Origin of the sequence: Burkholderia sp. Ax-1720, from assembly GCF_011753035.1 — a bacterium.
Lineage (GTDB): Bacteria > Pseudomonadota > Gammaproteobacteria > Burkholderiales > Burkholderiaceae > Burkholderia > Burkholderia gladioli.
The window spans coordinates 59,238-76,870 of the sequence record NZ_VWWK01000002.1; the positions used below are offsets into that span (position 1 = coordinate 59,238).

Genomic DNA, 17,633 nt, shown 5'->3' on the forward strand with positions numbered 1-17,633 from the left:
GCCAGCCGGCTGCGCGACGATCCATCTTCTCGCGTCCGGGTTGTCAGGCCGAATCGGCCGCGCGGCAGGTTTCGGCCGCCCAATCGATCACCGCGCGGATTCGATTGAGCCGGCGCAGGTCCGGGTGCACGAGGATCCAGATTTCTCTCGACAGATCGCAAGGATGATCATCCAGCCGGCGCAGGCCCGGCATCGCATCGCCGACGGCCCTTGGCAGCAGCGTCTTGCCGATGCCGGCCTGCACCGAGGCCAGCAAGGCCTCCGCATCGTTGACCTTCAACTGGCAGACGGGTTCGTTGCGTTGCATGACGGCATGGGCGATCCACTCGGCCTGGGGCAGGTCGTTCATGCGATCGTCGTAGCTCACCCACGAAAGCGGCGCGGCCTGTCCGTCGTCGCGGGCATAGACTGCGAACGGGAGTTCGCCGATCTTTTTCGCGATGATCCGCAATTCATCGCGCGGTCGCGCAAGCCGTATCGCCACGTCGGCCTCGCGTTTGGTCATGCTCAGCGAGCGGGGCTCGGCCACCAGTTCGACCAGCAGATCGGGATGCGATTTCAGCAAGCCCGGCAGCGCCGGGATCAGAATCCGATTGACCATGATCGGCACCCCGGTCACGCGGACGGTGCCCGCGACGCGACCATCCGCGCCGCCTATCGAGCCCATGGTTCCCTCGATCTCGACTTCGATTCGCTCCGCCAACTCGGCAAATCCCAGGCCATCGTCGGTGGCCGCCAATTTGCCCTGAATCCGATTAAACAGCCGCGAGCCGAGTCGCTCCTCGAGTTGAGCGATGCGTCGCAGCACCGTGCTTTCGTTGACGTTCAGCAGACGTGCGGCTTCGCTCACGGACTCGCCCCGAAACGCCGCCAGGACCACTCTCAGATCGTCCCAGTTTTCTTTTTGCATGTTGGCTCTAGTTCGTTTTTTGGCGGTCAGTCTACCGTCGTGAATCAGTCGAGACAAATGCTCGAGGTATGAGGCCGATTCGGGCAAGCATCGGCGCCGGTTTTTTGCTGGCGCCGGGCAAGTAATTTATTCCTGGCTCGGATGTTAATGAAATGTAAGAATAAATAAAAACTACCTGCTTCCCGTATTCTCGCCTCCTGATTTCAAGTTCGCCGTTCGATTTCCGAATTCGCAACGCCGCCGATTTATTTGGAATCCCGCGTACTCGAATTCGATGCGCATTTTTGCATGAGCGGTCGGCAAATTTGCCGGAACTATGTCGCTATAGCAGCGGATATCATAAGAAAACCACGCGGGCTCATATCGAGATGAGTTACGAAGCGCGGACAAATAACTGGGGGCGCCAATGATTTTTGCTGTTTGCGTGCTTGCATATCTATTTCTCGTCTATTTCTGCCCGTTCTATCTCTGGCGATCGTTCTTTATTTTCACGAGGGCTTCGCTGTGCAATCGGGAAATCAATGTGGTTCAGAAAGCGAGATTGCTCCGGCATCTGGCGAAAGAACTCATCTATGCCCCGTTCTACACGATTCTCTGGTACCTGGATCTGGCGTTTTTCCGTCGCTACCTCAAGGCCAGCCTGGCCCGGCCGGTGTTCATCGCCAGTCAGCCGCGCAGCGGGACGACGTTTTTGCTGAGAACCTTGTCGAGTGATCCAAATACTTTCTTTTCGCTGAAGCATTTCGAGTGGCGTTTCCCATTCATCTGCCTGTGGAAGCTTATCGATTTTTTTCAACTGCGCAGCCGGATCGAAGCGATCGACTATTGGCCCAGGACCGAAGTTGGGAAAACTGCCTCGAAAATCCACCATCACAAGCTGGGCAGCGTGGAGGAGCATGGTATTTTTTTTGAAGAAAGAATGTATCACCATTACTTCTCGTTTCGACGCTTCCCGTTTGTCGAGGTACTCGATCGCATTGCGAAAGTCGACGAACTGTCGACGCGCGAACAGCGCAAGTTGATGCGAACCTTTCGGCAGGTCGTGATGAAGGTTGCCTATTATCGCGGCGAAGGCCGTACCTGGCTGACCAAGGAGAACGAGAGCGTCGCGCTCTATCGTTTGATAGGGCGGGCTTTCCCCGACGCGCGTTATCTCGTCATCGTGCGCCCTCCCCAGGGTTTCGTCCGTTCCTACGTGACGATGTCGAACGTATGTACCCTCGCGAAGCACGGGATCGATCCGTCGGGCCTGTCCGGCTGGAGTGAGGCGAATCTTCGCTTCAGGCTCGACGAATGCATGAAGCTGATCGATTTCGCCGCGGAACTCAAGCAGCGGCGCGAGGTTGCGTTCACCACCTTCGAGCAATTCACCACCGACATACAGGGCACCATCGAGCAGATCTATCGCGATCTGGGGCTCGACCTGAGCGATGCCTACCGGCAGGTGCTGGGGCGTATGCAGCTTGACCAGAATCGCCGCGACTCGGGCTATGTCAACGCGCCGCAATCCACCGAAGGTTTCGAGCGATATGGCGAATTCGTGGCCGGCATTGCGCCTGCCGCGCGCTGATCCCATTTCCCTCGGCACGTCCATTCATAAAGGGCAGTCATGAATATTCTCGGCCTGAACTACATCTTCCATGATTCGTCAGCCTGCATCGTCAAGGATGGCGAATTGATCGCGGCAATCGAGGACGAGCGCCTGACCGGAGACAAACACACGCAGCGCTTTCCCGAAAAGGCGATTGATGCGTGCATGCGCGTGGCGGGCCTGCCGCCCGAAGAGATTCATCACATCGCGGTGTCGTTCAATCCGAAGAAGCATGTCGTGACCAAGGCGCTCTATGCGACTTCGCTGCATCGGGCGGCGGGATCGTTCATCTCATACGAGTTCCTGCGTATCCGTGCGCGGCAGAAAGCATTCTGGAGCTGGTACCGGAAGACCTGGGGCAAGGGCGCACGGCGTCCGGCCGTGCATTTCGTCGATCATCACCTGGCACATATCGGCGGAAGCTACTTCGTCTCGCCTTTCGACGACGCTGCGCTGCTTTCCGTCGATGGCTGGGGAGAGTGGTCGACCACCTGGTTGGGGCAGGCGAGCGGGCATTCGCTGGAAAAGCTTAGCGAGAGCTTCTTTCCGCATTCGCTCGGCTGTTTCTACTCGGCCGCAACCGAGTTCTGCGGATTCAAGCCGAACTATGACGAAGGCAAGACCATGGGTCTCGCGCCATGCGGCGATCCTGATCGGTTCTACGAGCCGATCAGCCGGCTCGTCAGGATCACCGAGAACGGCAATGTCGAGATGGATTTCTCGATGTTCGATTTTCCGAATGTCACGGGCCGCTTCTGCAGCGAGAACTTTCATCGCGAATTCGGGGCGCCGCGCCGGCGAGGCGAGGCGTTCGAGGATCGCCATCGCGACATGGCGGCCGCGTTCCAGCGCGTCCTCGAGGAGCGGATCCTCGAACTCTGCAGGGTGCTCGAGGCGCGCACGACCAGCCGGAACCTGGTGCTTGCTGGTGGGGTATCGCTCAACAGCGTCGCGAACGGCCGGATCCTGCGCGAGACGCGTTTCGAAAACATCTACGTGATGCCCGGCGCCGGCGACAACGGCACCTGCATCGGCGCGGCCTACTATCTATACAACGGGCTGCTCGGCGAGCGGAAGCGCTATCACCACCTGCATCCCTATATCGGTACCGAACACACGAATACCGCGATCGAGCATGCGCTGCGGCAATCCAAGCTGGTGTACCGCCAGTCAGAGGACGTCTGCCGCGATACCGCCCGGCTGCTGCGCGAAGGCAAGATCGTTGCTTGGTTCCAGGGAAAGATGGAGTTCGGCCCCCGCTCGCTCGGCGGCAGAAGCATTCTTGCCGATCCGACCTTGCCGCAGATGAAGGACAAGATCAATGCGGAGGTCAAGCATCGAGAAGCATTTCGTCCTTTCGCGCCCTCCGTGGCTTCGGAGGATGTTTCGCATTACTTCGATTTCGACGGCGAGTCGCCGTTCATGCTGATGGTCTGTGATGTCCTGCCGGAGAAGCAGCATCTGCTGCCCGCGATCACCCACGTCGACGGCACTGCCCGGCTGCAGACCGTCACGCCGCAAGCCAGCGAGCGCTATCACCGGCTGATCAAGGAATTCGAGAAATTGTCCGGCGTGCCGGTGGTCCTCAACACCAGTTTCAACATCATGGATCAACCGATCATCGAGTCTCCCATCGACGCGATCCGATGTTTCTTCTCGACGGGACTCGACGCGCTGGTCATGGGCGACTTCATCGTCGACAAGGCATGGCTGCGAGAGGCCGCATCTTCGGCAGGCGGCGAATCCGCGGCCGAAACGGCAATCCGGGCTCACCGCCATGTGCCGGCGGCGGCGCGCGAATCGGCGACGGCATCGGGGCATTGAGGGGGCGCGACGGCCTCGTGGATGATTCGTGTTGTCGTGATGTGGCGGGTTGGCTCGCGACGGCACTCCTTGCAGGGGAACGTGATGGCAGTGCGTGAGGATGCGGGCGTGTTTCGCGCCACGTCGGACAATGAAATTACGTGGCACCAGATGGCGGTGGATCGCAGGGCGCGAAGCGAACTGAAGAAACAACGTGCGGCAGCCTTGTGGATGACGGGTTTGTCGGCAGCGGGGAAATCGACGATCGCCAGCCTGCTGGAGCAGCGGCTCCACGCCCGGGGTTTTCATACCTTCGTGCTGGACGGCGACAATGTGCGACACGGCCTGAACCAGGACCTGGGCTTTTCCGATGCGGATCGCTCCGAGAATATCCGTCGCATCGCGGAAGTCGCACGGCTCATGCTGGATGCCGGCTTGCTGGTGATCGTGTCGTTCATCTCGCCGTTTCGCTCCGACCGTGAATTGGCGCGCCGGCTGGTAGGAGAGGGCGCGTTTGTCGAGATCTTCGTCGAGGCGCCGATTGCGGAGTGCGTTCGCCGCGATCCCAAGGGGCTTTATGCGCGCGCCCTCAGCGGCGAGCTCCGCAATTTCACCGGCATCGACTCTCCATATGAGCCCCCGGAAGCGCCGGAAGTCCGCTTGCAGACCGCCGGCCGGTCGGTTGTCGAGGCGGTCGATACGCTGGAATGCTGGCTGCAGGAAAAGGGATATCTGAATGCATGAATTGAATTCGAAAGCGTGGGACGACGCGCTGGTGTTGGCGCGCTTCGAACTCATCGCGATTGCCGCGGGCGAGGAAATCATGCGCTGCTTCGAGGCGCCTGCCGAATCCACGCTGAAGCACGACGCCTCGCCGGTCACCGAGGCCGATCGAGTCGCCGAAGCGCTGATCCTGCAGGCGCTGGCCGTCTCGTTTCCAGGGGTGCCTTGCGTCGCCGAGGAAGCCGCGTCGGCGGGCGATCTGCCAGCCAGCCTGGGCAGTGTATTTTTTCTCGTCGATCCGCTGGACGGCACACGGGAGTTCATCGAGCGTCGCGACGACTTCACTGTCAACATCGCACTGGTGCGGGACGGGGTGCCCGTCGTCGGCGTCGTGCATGCGCCCGCGAAAGGGCGTTTGTACGCCGGCCGGCCTCGGAATGCGGAGTTGGTCCGGTTCGACAACGGATACGAGCAACGGATCCGGATCGAGGTCCGGCGGTGCGAGGATGCGCCGGTGATCGCGGTGAGCCGATCGCATCTGACGACCGCTACCAGCGACTTCATTGCGCGGATTCCGGGCGCGACGACGACCGCCATCGGCTCGTCGCTGAAGTTCTGTCTGATGGCGGCCGGGGATGCCGATCTTTATCCGCGCTTCGGCCGAACCATGGAATGGGATACCGCGGCCGGCGATGCCGTCCTGCGCGCCGCCGGCGGCAGCGTGCTGACGCTTGACGGCAAACCCTTGCGCTACGGAAAACGGAACCAGCCCACCGACACTGATTTCGCGAATCCCTGGTTCATGGCCGTGACCGGTGACGCATGGGTTCATGCCATACGACCGCGTGATCCGCTGATCCAGCCATCCTGAACACGACGAGAATCGTCGCGCGTCGAGGCGGGCAAGTTTGCCGGATCGCTCCGGCAAATATGCTTGGATATTCCGAAAATTCCGCGTGTAGGATCGAGAAAACTTCCGAGGTCATCATGATCTACTGCGTATTGTTCGAAGACGACGAGGCGTTTGCTCATGCACGCGCCGCCAACATGGAGGCCCACCTGGCCTTCCTGGCCGCCCAGGGCGGCCGGATTCGCGAAGCCGGCCCGCTGGTCGACACATCGACCCGGCTGGCAGCGGGCGGTCTCTGGACGGTCGAGGCCGAATCCGCCGAACGCGTGCTCGACTACATCAGGCAGGATCCGTTCTGGCCGACCGGGCTTCGAAAAGCCTGGCGCATTCTCGAATGGAAGCAGGTCTTTTCCACCGTGGCATCCGAACAGGCCAGCCGTTGAGTGACGCGAGCGCCAGGCTTCATGGGGGGCGAGTCGACGCGAGCCGTGAATTCGACATGACAGGTGAGAAGAAATGATGAAGCGAGAGGCCGTCTTCCTGAAAATCTGGTTGTCGATTTTCTGCACTTCGCTGGCGACCTTCCTGCTGCTGATGTCCTTGTCGGCGGTGGTCATCACGCGCACGGGATCGGCGGCCCTGGCGAACATCGTAGTCCTGACCCAATGGATTCCGGCCGTGCTCGCGCTGCCCCTGATCCGCTCGCTGGTGGCGCGCCGGAATGCACGGCAGTTGCTCGTGCAGGCGGAGTTCGGCGCAGTGCTGTCGATCGTGCTGATTCCCGTGGCAATCGACAATACATTCGCCATGCTGGCACTGTTGATCGCGAAGGGAACCTTCGACAATCTGTCCAAGGTCAGTCGTCCCGTGGCACTGAAGCAGTTGTTCGACGGCAGCGATCTCGCGCGCGCGGCGTCTTACTACAACACCGCGATGCTGGTGGGCGGCGGCGTGGGCTCCCTGATCGGAGCCGCGCTGCTGGGCAGGCTGGCATTGGGCACCATCGTCGCTGTCTGCTGCGCCCTGCACGTGCTGTCGGCGGTCATTTACCTGACGGTGCGCGAGCGACGTCCGGCGGATCGCGCCGCGGCCTCCGGGGCCACCTCGACGCCGACGTCGGAGCAGGAGATCTGGCAGGCGATCGTCTACTTCGTCGCGAGCGTTGCCCTGTTCCAGGGTTTCCACAATATCGCGCGCTCGGTGTTCGCCGTCCATCAGATGCACATGGCGTCCACCGGCATCCCCATTCTTCAGGCGGTCACCAACGGCGCTTATGTGATCGGCGCGTTCGTGGCCGCGCGCGTGAGCCTGGAGAAGGGGCGCTACGCCATGGCGGCGGTGCTGTCCCATGTGTTCGCGCTGCTGACCCTGCTGCCGCTGGTCGTCGTGACGGGGGAGCAGGCCGGGGTGTTCGCCTACGGTGTCTTTGCATTCGGCTTTGAACTCGCGTATTGCGTGCATCTTCGTTACCTGATTCTGGCCGTGCCCGGGGAACGCTTGCCGCGCGTCATGGCCAATGCCAATGCATGGGCGCTGGGGCTGATGCTGTCGTTTTCGATCGCGGGCAGTTTTCTGGCGGAACGTGTCAGCTTCGGCTCACTGGCCTTCGGTACCGGCTTGGTCGCCGTCTGCGTACCGATTGCCATTCAGATCGTGAAAGCCGTCGCGCGGCGCGAACCAATACGATTCAAGGGGGAGGCAGGCTGATGCATATCACATTCGTAGACAGCAATCCGGTGGGACTCAAGGCACTGGCCGCCGCACGTGCGGCCGGCCATCGGATCACCTTCGTGGCCTCCAGGCAGTTCGCCGGCTTGCTGGATCCCGACTCGATGGCGCGTTGTCGTGAACTGGCCGACCGCATCGTCGAGATCGATACGTCGCGCAACGACGCGGAACTCCACGATGCGCTGGTCGCCATCCATCGGGACCAGCCACTGGATGCGGTTGTCACCGCGCTCGAATACTGCGCGGCCTCGGTGGCCCGTTGTGCGCGGCGTCTCGGGCTGGCGGGCACCGATCCCGAGGCCGTGGCGCTTGCCCAGGACAAGGCGGCGGCGCGCGCGCGGATCGAGGCGGCGGGAATGCGGCCGGTTCGCTATCGCGTGGCGGATTCGTTCGAGCAAGCGACGGTTCATGCGCGGGATCTCGGTTACCCGATGATCGCCAAGCCGCTCAGCGGCGGAGCCAGCATTCGCGCCGAGCGGATCGACGATGCCGCTTCGCTGAGCCGGTATTTCGCCTCGCTCGACGTCATGCCGGACGTCCCGCCGGGGCTTGCGGACGCGATTTCCCCGCAGACCCTGCTCGAGGAGTACGTGGAAGGGCCGCTGTTTTCCGTGGAGGTCGCCGCTGCCGGCGGAGAGGTCCTGCCGCTCATGATCTCCGCGCGCAAGCGATGTGCCGATGAGCCCTCGATCGAGCTGGGCACCACCATGCCGGCGCCGGTTCGCCCGCAGACAGCCCGCCAGCTGACGGATTTTGCGTTGCAGGTCGCCAGGCATCTAGGCCTGGATTTCGGCATCTTCCACATCGAGCTGATCCTCGGCCCCAGCGGGCCCGTGCTGGTCGAGGCCAATCCGCGGATCATGGGCGGCAACATGCCGACCGTGTTCGCATTGGCCACGGGGGTCGATGCCTATGAATTGCTCAACGAGATGTATCTGACGCGACGGATGCCGATTCGCTGCCGAGACGTCTCGGCCATCCGTGCAGCGACCACGCGCATGATCGGCGCGGCGGAAGCGGCGACGATCGAGGCCGAGGTCGACCTGGCATGGCAGCGTCCCCTGGCACGCCATGTGGCGGCCTGGCGCTTCGATCCCGCGGTCGGGACACATGTGCGCCGCATGGATAGCAGTTACTGTCCCTATCATTTTCAGATCGTCGCCGAATCGGCCGAGGAATCGAGCCTGCTGGCGGAGTGGATCATCGGACGTACCGCGCATGCCGCGAACCTGAAACTGCGTAGTTCGAGCGAGGATTATCTGTTCTTGTAGGCGTCGCCGTCGCCTCCACGTGGCGGCGGGGCGGTCGTCTTCCCTGTCTGGACGTCGCCAGGCGACCGCGGCCACGCCCGCGATCGCCCATCCTGGGAACTCGGGCGCTCGCGTGCTCTCGTAGCTGTTCGCGCCGATTCAATGCTGCGTCACGGCAGGACTGTCTCCCACGTCGTGCGCCGTTTCTCGTGACACCGGCAGTGTCGCTGCCTGCCGTGCTGCCTCCTCGCCTTCTCCCATCCCCTCCTTGAAGCCCTTGATGGCGCCTCCCAGGTCCGTGCCGAGGCTGCGGATCTTCTTGGTACCGAAGATCAGCGAAACGATCGCCAGCACGATCAGCCAATGCGTGATGCTCAGACTTCCCATGGTCACTCTCCTTGTATCGGGTTCGATCGGTTCCAGGCGCCGATATCTCCGTCAGCGCGTGCGCCGATCCTAAGCGCGATCGGCCCGGCGATGTATCAAAGCTCCTGATGATCTGGCCAAGAAATCCTGATTGGTCATCGGCCTGATGCGTTCCTACTATTGGCGGCACGGAGCGGCTGGCGAGCATCCGATGCCGCGGTGAGCCGTTCATGCCGATGCATCGAACGACGGTTCACCGAGGCACGGCGCCATGCCGCTTCCGATCACAACCCGCGTCACCCGGGAGGTCCCCCGGCACCGGGAAACCATCAAGACGAGATCATCAGGAGAGCAAAACATGACCGATTTGAAACGTCGCAGTGTACTGGTCGGCGCGGCCGCCGGCGCGGTGGCACTCGGTGCGGCGGCAGCCGCCAAGGCGGCCGAATTCGGCAACCCCGACACGCCGGCGCAAGGCGCGATCAACTCCACGCCGATCGCGATCGCCGAGCCGGGTCCGCAGAACCCGCAACTGCGCGACGTGCTGCCCTCGTTCAACAACCCGCCGCCCACCGACGTCGGCGGCATGCCGATCCCGTGGGCCTCGTTCAACATGGCGCACAAGCGCATCCAGGCCGGCGGCTGGGCGCGCGAGGTAACCACCAAGGCCTTCCCGGTGTCGAAGGACATCGCCGGCGTGAACATGCGCCTCGGGCCGGGCGGCGTGCGCGAACTGCACTGGCACCAGCAGGCCGAGTGGGCGATCATGGTCAGCGGCGAGGTGCGCATCACCACCATCGACACGCGCGGCCGCGCCGAGGTGGCCGACGTGGCGGCCGGCGACATCTGGTACTTCCCGCCCGGCCTGCCGCATTCGCTGCAGGGGCTCGGCGACAACGGCGGCGAGTTCGTGCTGGCCTTCGATAACGGCGCGGCCGGCGAATTCAACACGCTGATGGTGTCCGACTGGCTCGCGCACACGCCGCCCGACATCCTCGCGCAGAACTTCGGCGTGCCGGCCGAGAAGTTCAAGGAGATTCCGCTCGAGCAGCTGTGGATCTACCAGGGCGCGAAGGCGGGCCCGCTGGCCGCCGACCAGGCCTATGCCGCCTCGCCCGAAGGCCGCCCCGACCATCCCTTCATCTTCCGCATGGGCGCGATGGCGCCGACCATCTCGACCGCAGGCGGCGAGGTGCGCATCGTCGACAGCCACAACTTCCCGGTCTCGAAGACGGTGGCGGCGGCCCTGGTGACGGTCAAGCCGGGCGGCCTGCGCGAGCTGCACTGGCACCCGGACAACGACGAGTGGCAGTACTTCATCAAGGGCACCGGCCGCATGACGGTGTTCAACACCGGGCCGGCCGCGCAGACCGTCGACTTCAATCCCGGCGACGTGGGTTATGTCGAGAAGAACCTCGGGCACTACATCAAGAACACCGGCAAGGAGGATCTGGTGTTCCTCGAGATCTTCAAGTCGGATCACTTCTCCGAGGTGACGCTCTCGCAGTGGCTCGCCAGCGTGCCGCGCCAGTTGCTCCGGGAGCACCTGCGCGTCGACGACGAGACGCTCGACGCGATCCACAAGCTCAAGCAGCGTCGCGACGTGATCGCCTGAGCGCGCGTCAAGCCACGCGCGCGCCGCGTGCGCGCAGGTCGCCGACCTGCCGCACGGCGCGCGCCGGTTTTCCTCACCCGTATCGAATCGACACCCGCACCCGCAAGAGGCGTTCATCATGCTGATGGCAATCAAACGTACCGCCAGCTACGCGCTGTCCGGCACGGCAAGCACCGCAACCGTGACGGCCATGCGCGATGCGCTCGACAACGAGCGCCGCGGGATCCGCGCGCTGCTGCCGTTCGCGGGGCCGGCCGTGATCGCCTCGGTCGGCTACATGGACCCGGGCAACTTCGCCACCAACATCCAGGCCGGCTCGACCTACGGCTACGAGCTGCTGTGGGTGGTGCTGCTGGCCTCGCTGGTGGCGATGCTGTTCCAGGCGATGTCGGCCAAGCTGGGCATCGTCACCGGCCGCAGCCTGGCCGAGCTGTGCCGCGACAGCTTCCCCAGGCCGCTGGTGATCGCGATGTGGATCGGCTCGGAGATCGCCGCGATGGCGACCGATCTCGCCGAATTCATGGGCGCCGCGATGGGCATCTCGCTGCTGTTCCACCTGGCGCTCGGCTGGGGGCTGCTGATCACGGGCGTGGTCACGGTCGGCATCCTGTCGCTGGACAAGAAGGGCTTCCGCCCGCTCGAGATCGTGATCGCCGCCTTCATCACGGTGATCGGCCTGAGCTACCTGGGCGAGCTCATCATCGCGCCGCCCGACTGGCACGCCGCGATCTTCCACACGGTGGTGCCGCACCTGCGCGACGGCGATGCGCTGATGCTGGCGGTCGGCATCGTCGGCGCCACCATCATGCCGCACACCATCTACCTGCATTCCGGCCTTACGCAGAATCGCGCGCCGGCTCGCAACGACTACCAGCGCCGCAAGCTGGTGCGCTTCTCGAATCGCGAGGTGATGGTCGCGCTCGGCTTCGCGGGTTTCGTCAACCTGGCGATGGTGGCGATGTCGGCCTCGGTGTTCCGCAAGAACGCGCCGGGCATCTCCGACATCGCGGCCGCCTATCACACGCTCACGCCGGTGCTCGGTACCGGTGCCGCGGTGCTGTTCCTGGTTTCGCTGCTGGCCTCGGGCATCTCGAGCTCGGTGGTCGGCACCATGGCCGGCCAGAGCATCATGCAGGGCTTCGTCGGCTTCCGCACGCCGGTGCTGGTGAGGCGCCTGATCACCATGGTGCCGGCCGTGATCGTCTGCCTGTTCTGCAACCCGATGACGGCGATGATCGACAGCCAGATCGTGCTGAGCATCGTCCTGCCGGTGCCGCTGATCGCGCTGGTGGTGCTGTCCTCGCGCCGTTCAGTGATGGGTGGATTTACCGCCAGCCGGAAGCTGATCGCCACGGCGGCCGTCGCCACCGCCGTGATCCTGGCGCTCAACGTAACGCTGATCTGGCAGGCCCTCGTCGCGTAACAGCGCGCGCGTGCGCAGCGCCACCTCTAGGCTCGCGCCGCCCGCGGCGAGCGCGCGCGTTTCCGGAGCGGCGGGCTCGGCCCGCCGGAGATCCATGCCCGTGTGCACCTTGTCGATACCCGTGAAGTGCTCGAGCCGCGCGCCGCCCTCGGCGAGAAGGAATTCGCGGAAATGGACGGCGGCGGGCGGCAGGTGGCGATCCGCGCGATGGATCACGCACCAGCTTCGCCTGCGCGGGAAACCCTGCACGTCGAGCACCACCAGCAGGCCGGCGCGCAGTTCGGACTGAACCGTCTGCGCCGACAGGAAGCTGATCCCCATGCCGGCCATCACCGACTGCTTGATCGCCTCGGCGCAGCCGATCTCCATGAAGCGCGGCGCCGAGGGCAGGGTGCCGAAGGTCTCGTCCGCGACGCCGCGCGTATCGGTGCCGCGTTCCCTGACGATCAGGCATTCGTCGGCGATGCGCGCGTAGGGAATGTCGCGCGCGCCGGCCAGCGGATGATCGGGCGCGGCCACCAGCACGAAGGGGTTGGGCGCGAAGGCCTCGGCGACGATCGCCGCGTCGTCGGGCGGCTGCACCATGATCGCGAGGTCGATCCGGTCGGCGCGCAGCAGGGCGATCAACTGGTCGCGGCTGCGCACCGTCATCTCGGGATCGATGCCGGGCTGCGCGTGCAGGAAGGCACCGATCAGGTGCGGGAAGAAATAGCTGCCCGAGGTGATCAGGCCGACGCGCAGGCATTGCGCGGCGCCGGTCTTCAAGACCGCGAAGGACTGCTCGGCGGCCTTCAGGTCGGCGAGGATCGCCATGCTGTGGCGCAGCATCAGCTTGCCGGCCTCGGTCAGCACGATGCGCTTGCCGACGTGGTTGAACAAGGGCACGCCGGCATGGTCCTCGATCTGCTTGATCTGCATCGAGACGGCCGGCTGCGTCAGATGCAGATCCTCGGCCGCACGCGAAAAGCTCAAATTGCGCGCAACACTTTCGAAAGTCTTGAGTTGGCGAATTGTTATGTTTTTCATATGAAGCCATGTCTCCTATTGGGGAACATTTTTAATGCCTCCTGGTTCGACGCTCGGCGGCTTCCTCGAAGTTTAGACCTACTATCGTAATTCGGCTTGCAAGGGATCACCCTTGCTTGCAGGCTGGGAGAAGCCGTGCAGGTCGCGATGTTTTTAAAAATGGAAAGCGAAATGAAATTATTCGTGCTCGTCATGCACGATTGAATATTACGAGGCGAAGAGAAATCCGGTTTTCAGAAATGCTTACGAAATTCCATTGCTATAAGAAATGGAAATGCCTAAAGCGAGATAATCCGGAGCGTGCCTCGGCGATCCCGGTCCGCCGCATGAGGCGGACCGGGTTTCGAAGCGTGATGGGGCGCTTATTTGGTGAGGTAGAACAGCGCGTCGGTGCCGGTGTTGCGCGGCGACGGCGTCTTGGCGGCAGGCTTGTCGGCGGCGGTGGCCACCGGTGCTTGCGGGGCGGGCGGCGGGTCGTTGCGCGTGCCGGTGTCGGCGACCGGCAGCGTCTGGCTCGCCAGGGCCTTGTCCTTGTTGTCGCGCGAGGAGGGCGTGGAGAGATACCAGAGCGCGTCGGTCGACGCGGTGGCGGCTTTGCGCGCGGCGGCGACGCTCGCGGCGGCTGCCGTGGCGGGCACGGCGTTGCCGCCCGGTACGGCGGGAGCGCGCGTCGGCGCGGCGCCGGCCTGGGTCGAGGTCGAACCAGCGGATTTCGGCGTGATCGCGGCCGGCGCCCGCTGCGCGATGGCCTCGGCCTGGCCGATCTGGAACACCAGCTTCGGCTCGAGCGTGGCGATCACCGCATAAGGCGGCTGCGGATCCCAGCGCAGGATCACGCGGCCGCGCGGCGTGTCGCCGAAGATCGCCGGCACCCGCTTCATGTCGCTGAACTGCACGTAGATGCGGGCGCCGTCGTCGAACACCTGCACCGGCTTGGCGTCGTCGGCGCCCGTCACGGTCCAGCCGAAGTTGTAGGTGCCGGGCGCCGCGTCCGGTGCCGGGGCGGGCGCCGGGCGACGCGGGGTGCTGCCGCTCGCGCCGTTGGCGGGCGCCATCTTCACCTGCGAGACGCCGAGGCTGGCGAACGGATTGTAGGTTTGCGGCGGCGTAAACGAGGGCGGGAGGATAGGCATGGACACATCCTGCGTGCTGGTGATCGATTGCGCGGTGTCGTAGACCTTCTGCGCGTAGGCGAGGCGCTTGTCGGGCGAACTCGCGTTGTAGGCGCCGATGGCGTTCCAGGTCGGCCCGAACTGCTGGATGTTCTGCGACAGGATCCAGGCGCCCACATAGGCATTGGTGCAGGGATCGAGCAGGCTCTGCTGGGTGATGCCCTCGCGCGCGAGGCGCGGCAGCCAGGAGCTGTTGATCTGCATCAGGCCGATGTCGTAGGTCCCGTTGCTGTTGGGGCTGATGACATTGGTGCGCGTGCCCGATTCCACCTGGGCGATCGCGCGCATCAGGCCGACGTTGACGTGCTGGAAGCTGGCCGCGTCGTCGATGCAGTCGGCCCGCGCGAGGCCCGGCATCGCCACCAGCAGGCCGGCGGCGGCCAGCGCGCCTCGGCGCGCGCGCCTGCCGGTCGAGCCCCGTTTTTGGTGCTGCGAGATTCCCATCATGAAACCCGTGCTGATGCCTGTATGTTTTATCGGCCGGGCGCCGCGGCGCCTGCCGGACGGCGGCGCGCGGGCGATTCGGCCGTGCTATGGGCAGCATCGATACTGCGCGATCCGGGGATCGCGGCTCGGCGGGCGTCGGCCCGGACGCCGCCGAGGTCGGTATTTTAGTTTCAGTTGCCGGGCGGATCGAGTGCTTTTCGAAGACGGGGACGGATGATGCCCGGAATCGGGGCGGCCGGGCCGGTGGCGACGGGTTGCTTGGCGGTGGCGGCGATTCAGGGCGCGGGCGGCGGCATCTCGACCACGGCGGGGTGCCTGGGCGTTGCGTCCTCGTGGAACAGGTCGTCGAGGTACTGGAGCAGTTCGTCGGCCTCGACGAAGTCGGGGATCTGGAAATCGGCCGGGCGGCGCTTGCCTTCCGCGCCGAAGTCATAGGCTTGCCAGCGGCCCTGCTGATGCACGATCGAGACGATGCGGCCGAACAGGTTGAAGTAGCGCGCGTGGGTGTTCATGGGGCTCCGGAGCGGGTTCAGGTGCCGGCTCGCCTCGCGAGGCGGGCGCCGAGGTGCTTGCCGTACAGGCCGACGGCCAGCCCCAGCACGATCAGGGCGGTCGCGAGCAGCTTCAGCGGGCCGATCGGTTCGCCGAAGATCAGGGCCGAGCCCAGCATACCGAAGATCGGCACCAGCAGCGACAAGGGCGCGACGGTGGACACCGGGTACTTCCTGAGCAGCAGGTTCCAGACTCCATAACCGAACAGCGTGGTCGGGTAGACCTGGAACAGGATCGAGAACACGGCCTTGCCGTCGAAGTGCGCGAAAGTGGCCGCGTAGACGGCCGCGCCGTGCTGCAGCCAGGCGATCGCGAACAGCGGAAGCGGCGAGAACAGGCTGGACCAGACCAGGAAGGCCAGCACCTCTCGCGTGCCGGACAGCTTGATCACCAGGTTCGCGCCGCTCCAGGCCAGCGCGCCGACGATCACCAGCGCGATGCCGGCCGGCGTGGCGCTGCCGTCGGTGATGGCGATCACGCAGGCCAGGCCGAGCAGGGCGATCGCGATGCCGGCGAACTGGTAGCGCGAGACGGCCTCGCGGAACACGGCGGCGCCGAGCAGGATCGTCAGGAAGGCGCTGAACTGCAGCACCAGCGAGGCGATCCCGGCCGACAGGCCGGCCTGGATGCCGAGGTTGACGATGCCCCACAGGCCGACGCCGAACAGCAGCCCGTAGGCGGCGAGGCAAGACAGCGGCACCGCCGGGCGACGGATGAACAGCACCGCCGGCAGCGCGCTGAGCGTGAAGCGGATGCCGGCGAGCACGAACGGATCGGTCGATTGCAGCCCGAGCTTGATGACCGAGAAGTTGAGCCCCCAGATGGCCGTGACGAGGATGGCGAGCAGCGTATCGCGAAGCTTCATGACGAGGACGATGAGGAGTGGATGGGGACGCGCGCTTGCGATGCATGGTCCCCGATCGGGTTGCGAATCACAACCGGAAAGACTTCATATGCTTATCTCGGCGCGTGGCGACGGGCGGGGCCCGAGCTGAAGAACCAGAACGCCAGGGCCAGCAGGCTGACGCACGCGCCGAGCGCACAGACGCCGGTCCATCCCGCCTGTGCATAGGTCGCCGTCGACGCGATCGAACCGAGGCCGCTGCCCGCCGCGTAGAACAGCATGTAGCAGCCGACCAGGCGCGCATGCGCCTCGGGATGGGTGCGGAAGATCAGGCTCTGGTTGACGACGTGCACGGCCTGGCCGCCGATGTCGAGCAGCACGATGCCGAGCACCAGCGCCGCGATCGAATGCGGTGTGAGTGCGATCGGCAGCCACGACAGGCAGAGCAGCAGCAAGGCGATGCCGGTGACGGCCTGGCCCAGGCCGAGATCGGCGAGGCGGCCCGCGCGCGCGGCGGCCAGCGCGCCGAGCGCGCCCACCAGCCCGAAGGCGCCGATCGCCGTGTGCGACATCGAATAGGGCGGGGCGCTGAGCGGCAGCACCAGCGCGCTCCAGAAGATGCTGAAGGCCGCGAACATCAGCAGGCCGATCGTGCCGCGTACCTGGAGCACACGCTCGCGCAGCAGCAGGCCGAGCATCGATCGCAGCAACCGCGGGTAGCCGAGCCGCGGCCCTGGCGCGGTCGGCCGCGGCAGGCGGGCCGAGAGCACGGCCAGCATCACCAGCGCGATGCCGCCCGAGCCCAGGTAGACCGCGCGCCAGCCCGCGATATCGGTGAGCAGGCCCGCCACCGAGCGGGCCAGCAGCAGGCCGATCACGACGCCGCCTTGCGCCGCGCCGACCACCCGCCCGCGCTCGCCTTCACTGGCGAGGGCCGCCGCGCAGGCGATCAGGCCCTGCGTCATGGCCGTGCCCAGCAGGCCGACGCCGACCATGCCGGCGAGCAGCATGAGCGGGCCGCGCGAGGCGGCAACCAGCACGCAGGCCAGCGCCAGCAACACGAGCTGGACGGCGATCAGGCGCTTGCGATCGAGCAGGTCGCCGAGCGGCACCACGAACATCAGCGCCAGCGCGCAGCCGAGCTGGGTCGCCGTGATCACGCCACCTACATCGGAGTGCGAAATATGAAAGTCACGCGCAATCGAATCGAGCAAGGGTTGGGCGTAATAGACATTGGCGACGCTGGCCGCGCAGCAGGCCGACAGCAGCATGACGATCGACCGGGGCACGGATCGCGGCGGCCGAGGATCGAGCGCGGCTTCCGAAGGCAGGA

The 17,633-nt window shown here is 64.8% G+C and carries 15 protein-coding genes and 1 pseudogene; 9 read left to right on the forward strand and 7 right to left on the reverse strand.

The features are described 5' to 3' along the window. Nucleotides 1–43: 43 nt before the first annotated feature. Nucleotides 44–910, reverse strand: a complete 867-nt coding sequence (locus F3J18_RS00935) for a LysR family transcriptional regulator (protein ID WP_166910755.1) — start codon at nt 908–910, stop codon at nt 44–46. 406 nt (nt 911–1,316) lie between these two features. Here F3J18_RS00935 and F3J18_RS00940 point away from each other — a divergent pair, with 406 nt between their 5' ends. The 7 genes and pseudogenes from F3J18_RS00940 to F3J18_RS00970 all read left to right on the forward strand — a co-directional run bounded on the left by F3J18_RS00940 (nt 1,317) and on the right by F3J18_RS00970 (nt 8,876). Further along, nucleotides 1,317–2,480, forward strand: coding sequence for a sulfotransferase (locus tag F3J18_RS00940; protein WP_166910757.1), 1,164 nt, complete (start codon nt 1,317–1,319; stop codon nt 2,478–2,480). A gap of 39 nt (nt 2,481–2,519) precedes the next feature. Beyond that, complete coding sequence (locus F3J18_RS00945; RefSeq protein ID WP_025098147.1) at nt 2,520–4,325, forward strand: carbamoyltransferase C-terminal domain-containing protein; 1,806 nt, start codon at nt 2,520–2,522, stop codon at nt 4,323–4,325. 126 nt (nt 4,326–4,451) lie between these two features. Beyond that, a pseudogene (gene cysC, locus F3J18_RS00950) lies at nt 4,452–5,048 on the forward strand (adenylyl-sulfate kinase); the annotation flags it as partial. After that, nucleotides 5,041–5,898, forward strand: coding sequence for a 3'(2'),5'-bisphosphate nucleotidase CysQ (gene cysQ / locus F3J18_RS00955; RefSeq protein ID WP_166910759.1), 858 nt, complete (start codon nt 5,041–5,043; stop codon nt 5,896–5,898). The pseudogene cysC and the gene cysQ, both read left to right, overlap by 8 nt. 116 nt (nt 5,899–6,014) lie before the next feature. Then, nucleotides 6,015–6,320, forward strand: coding sequence for a YciI family protein (locus F3J18_RS00960; RefSeq protein WP_166910823.1), 306 nt, complete (start codon nt 6,015–6,017; stop codon nt 6,318–6,320). Nucleotides 6,321–6,393: 73 nt separating this feature from the next. Continuing rightward, entirely contained in the window at nt 6,394–7,584 is a 1,191-nt protein-coding gene (locus F3J18_RS00965) for an MFS transporter (protein ID WP_025098143.1), read from the forward strand. Further along, on the forward strand, nt 7,584–8,876 hold the full coding sequence (locus F3J18_RS00970; protein ID WP_025098142.1) for an ATP-grasp domain-containing protein: 1,293 nt from the start codon (nt 7,584–7,586) through the stop codon (nt 8,874–8,876). The genes F3J18_RS00965 and F3J18_RS00970 overlap by 1 nt, the downstream gene beginning before the upstream one ends. A 138-nt stretch (nt 8,877–9,014) precedes the next feature. Here the strand turns inward: F3J18_RS00970 and tatA are convergent, their stop codons facing one another. After that, nucleotides 9,015–9,242, reverse strand: a complete 228-nt coding sequence (gene tatA, locus F3J18_RS00975) for a Sec-independent protein translocase subunit TatA (RefSeq protein ID WP_025098141.1) — start codon at nt 9,240–9,242, stop codon at nt 9,015–9,017. A gap of 337 nt (nt 9,243–9,579) precedes the next feature. Here tatA and F3J18_RS00980 point away from each other — a divergent pair, with 337 nt between their 5' ends. Together F3J18_RS00980 and F3J18_RS00985 are read left to right on the forward strand one after the other, a co-directional pair. Further along, on the forward strand, nt 9,580–10,836 hold the full coding sequence (locus F3J18_RS00980) for a cupin domain-containing protein (RefSeq protein ID WP_013696893.1): 1,257 nt from the start codon (nt 9,580–9,582) through the stop codon (nt 10,834–10,836). A gap of 118 nt (nt 10,837–10,954) precedes the next feature. Beyond that, nucleotides 10,955–12,259: an Nramp family divalent metal transporter gene (locus tag F3J18_RS00985; protein ID WP_029949875.1), complete on the forward strand. Its 1,305-nt coding sequence runs from the start codon at nt 10,955–10,957 to the stop codon at nt 12,257–12,259. Here F3J18_RS00985 and F3J18_RS00990 read toward each other — a convergent pair. The 5 genes from F3J18_RS00990 to F3J18_RS01010 all read right to left on the reverse strand — a co-directional run bounded on the left by F3J18_RS00990 (nt 12,146) and on the right by F3J18_RS01010 (nt 17,571). Beyond that, entirely contained in the window at nt 12,146–13,285 is a 1,140-nt protein-coding gene (locus F3J18_RS00990) for a LysR family transcriptional regulator (RefSeq protein WP_084152457.1), read from the reverse strand. The genes F3J18_RS00985 and F3J18_RS00990 overlap by 114 nt on opposite strands. 362 nt (nt 13,286–13,647) lie before the next feature. Further along, nucleotides 13,648–14,904: a transglycosylase SLT domain-containing protein gene (locus F3J18_RS00995; protein WP_166910761.1), complete on the reverse strand. Its 1,257-nt coding sequence runs from the start codon at nt 14,902–14,904 to the stop codon at nt 13,648–13,650. Between the two features lie 275 nt (nt 14,905–15,179). Further along, nucleotides 15,180–15,416: a hypothetical protein gene (locus F3J18_RS01000; RefSeq protein ID WP_060006047.1), complete on the reverse strand. Its 237-nt coding sequence runs from the start codon at nt 15,414–15,416 to the stop codon at nt 15,180–15,182. Between the two features lie 17 nt (nt 15,417–15,433). Next, nucleotides 15,434–16,321 (reverse strand): EamA family transporter, encoded by an 888-nt coding sequence (locus F3J18_RS01005; protein ID WP_166910763.1) that lies wholly within the window; start codon nt 16,319–16,321, stop codon nt 15,434–15,436. Between the two features lie 92 nt (nt 16,322–16,413). Further along, nucleotides 16,414–17,571, reverse strand: a complete 1,158-nt coding sequence (locus tag F3J18_RS01010; RefSeq protein ID WP_240154691.1) for an MFS transporter — start codon at nt 17,569–17,571, stop codon at nt 16,414–16,416. Nucleotides 17,572–17,633: the final 62 nt, after the last annotated feature.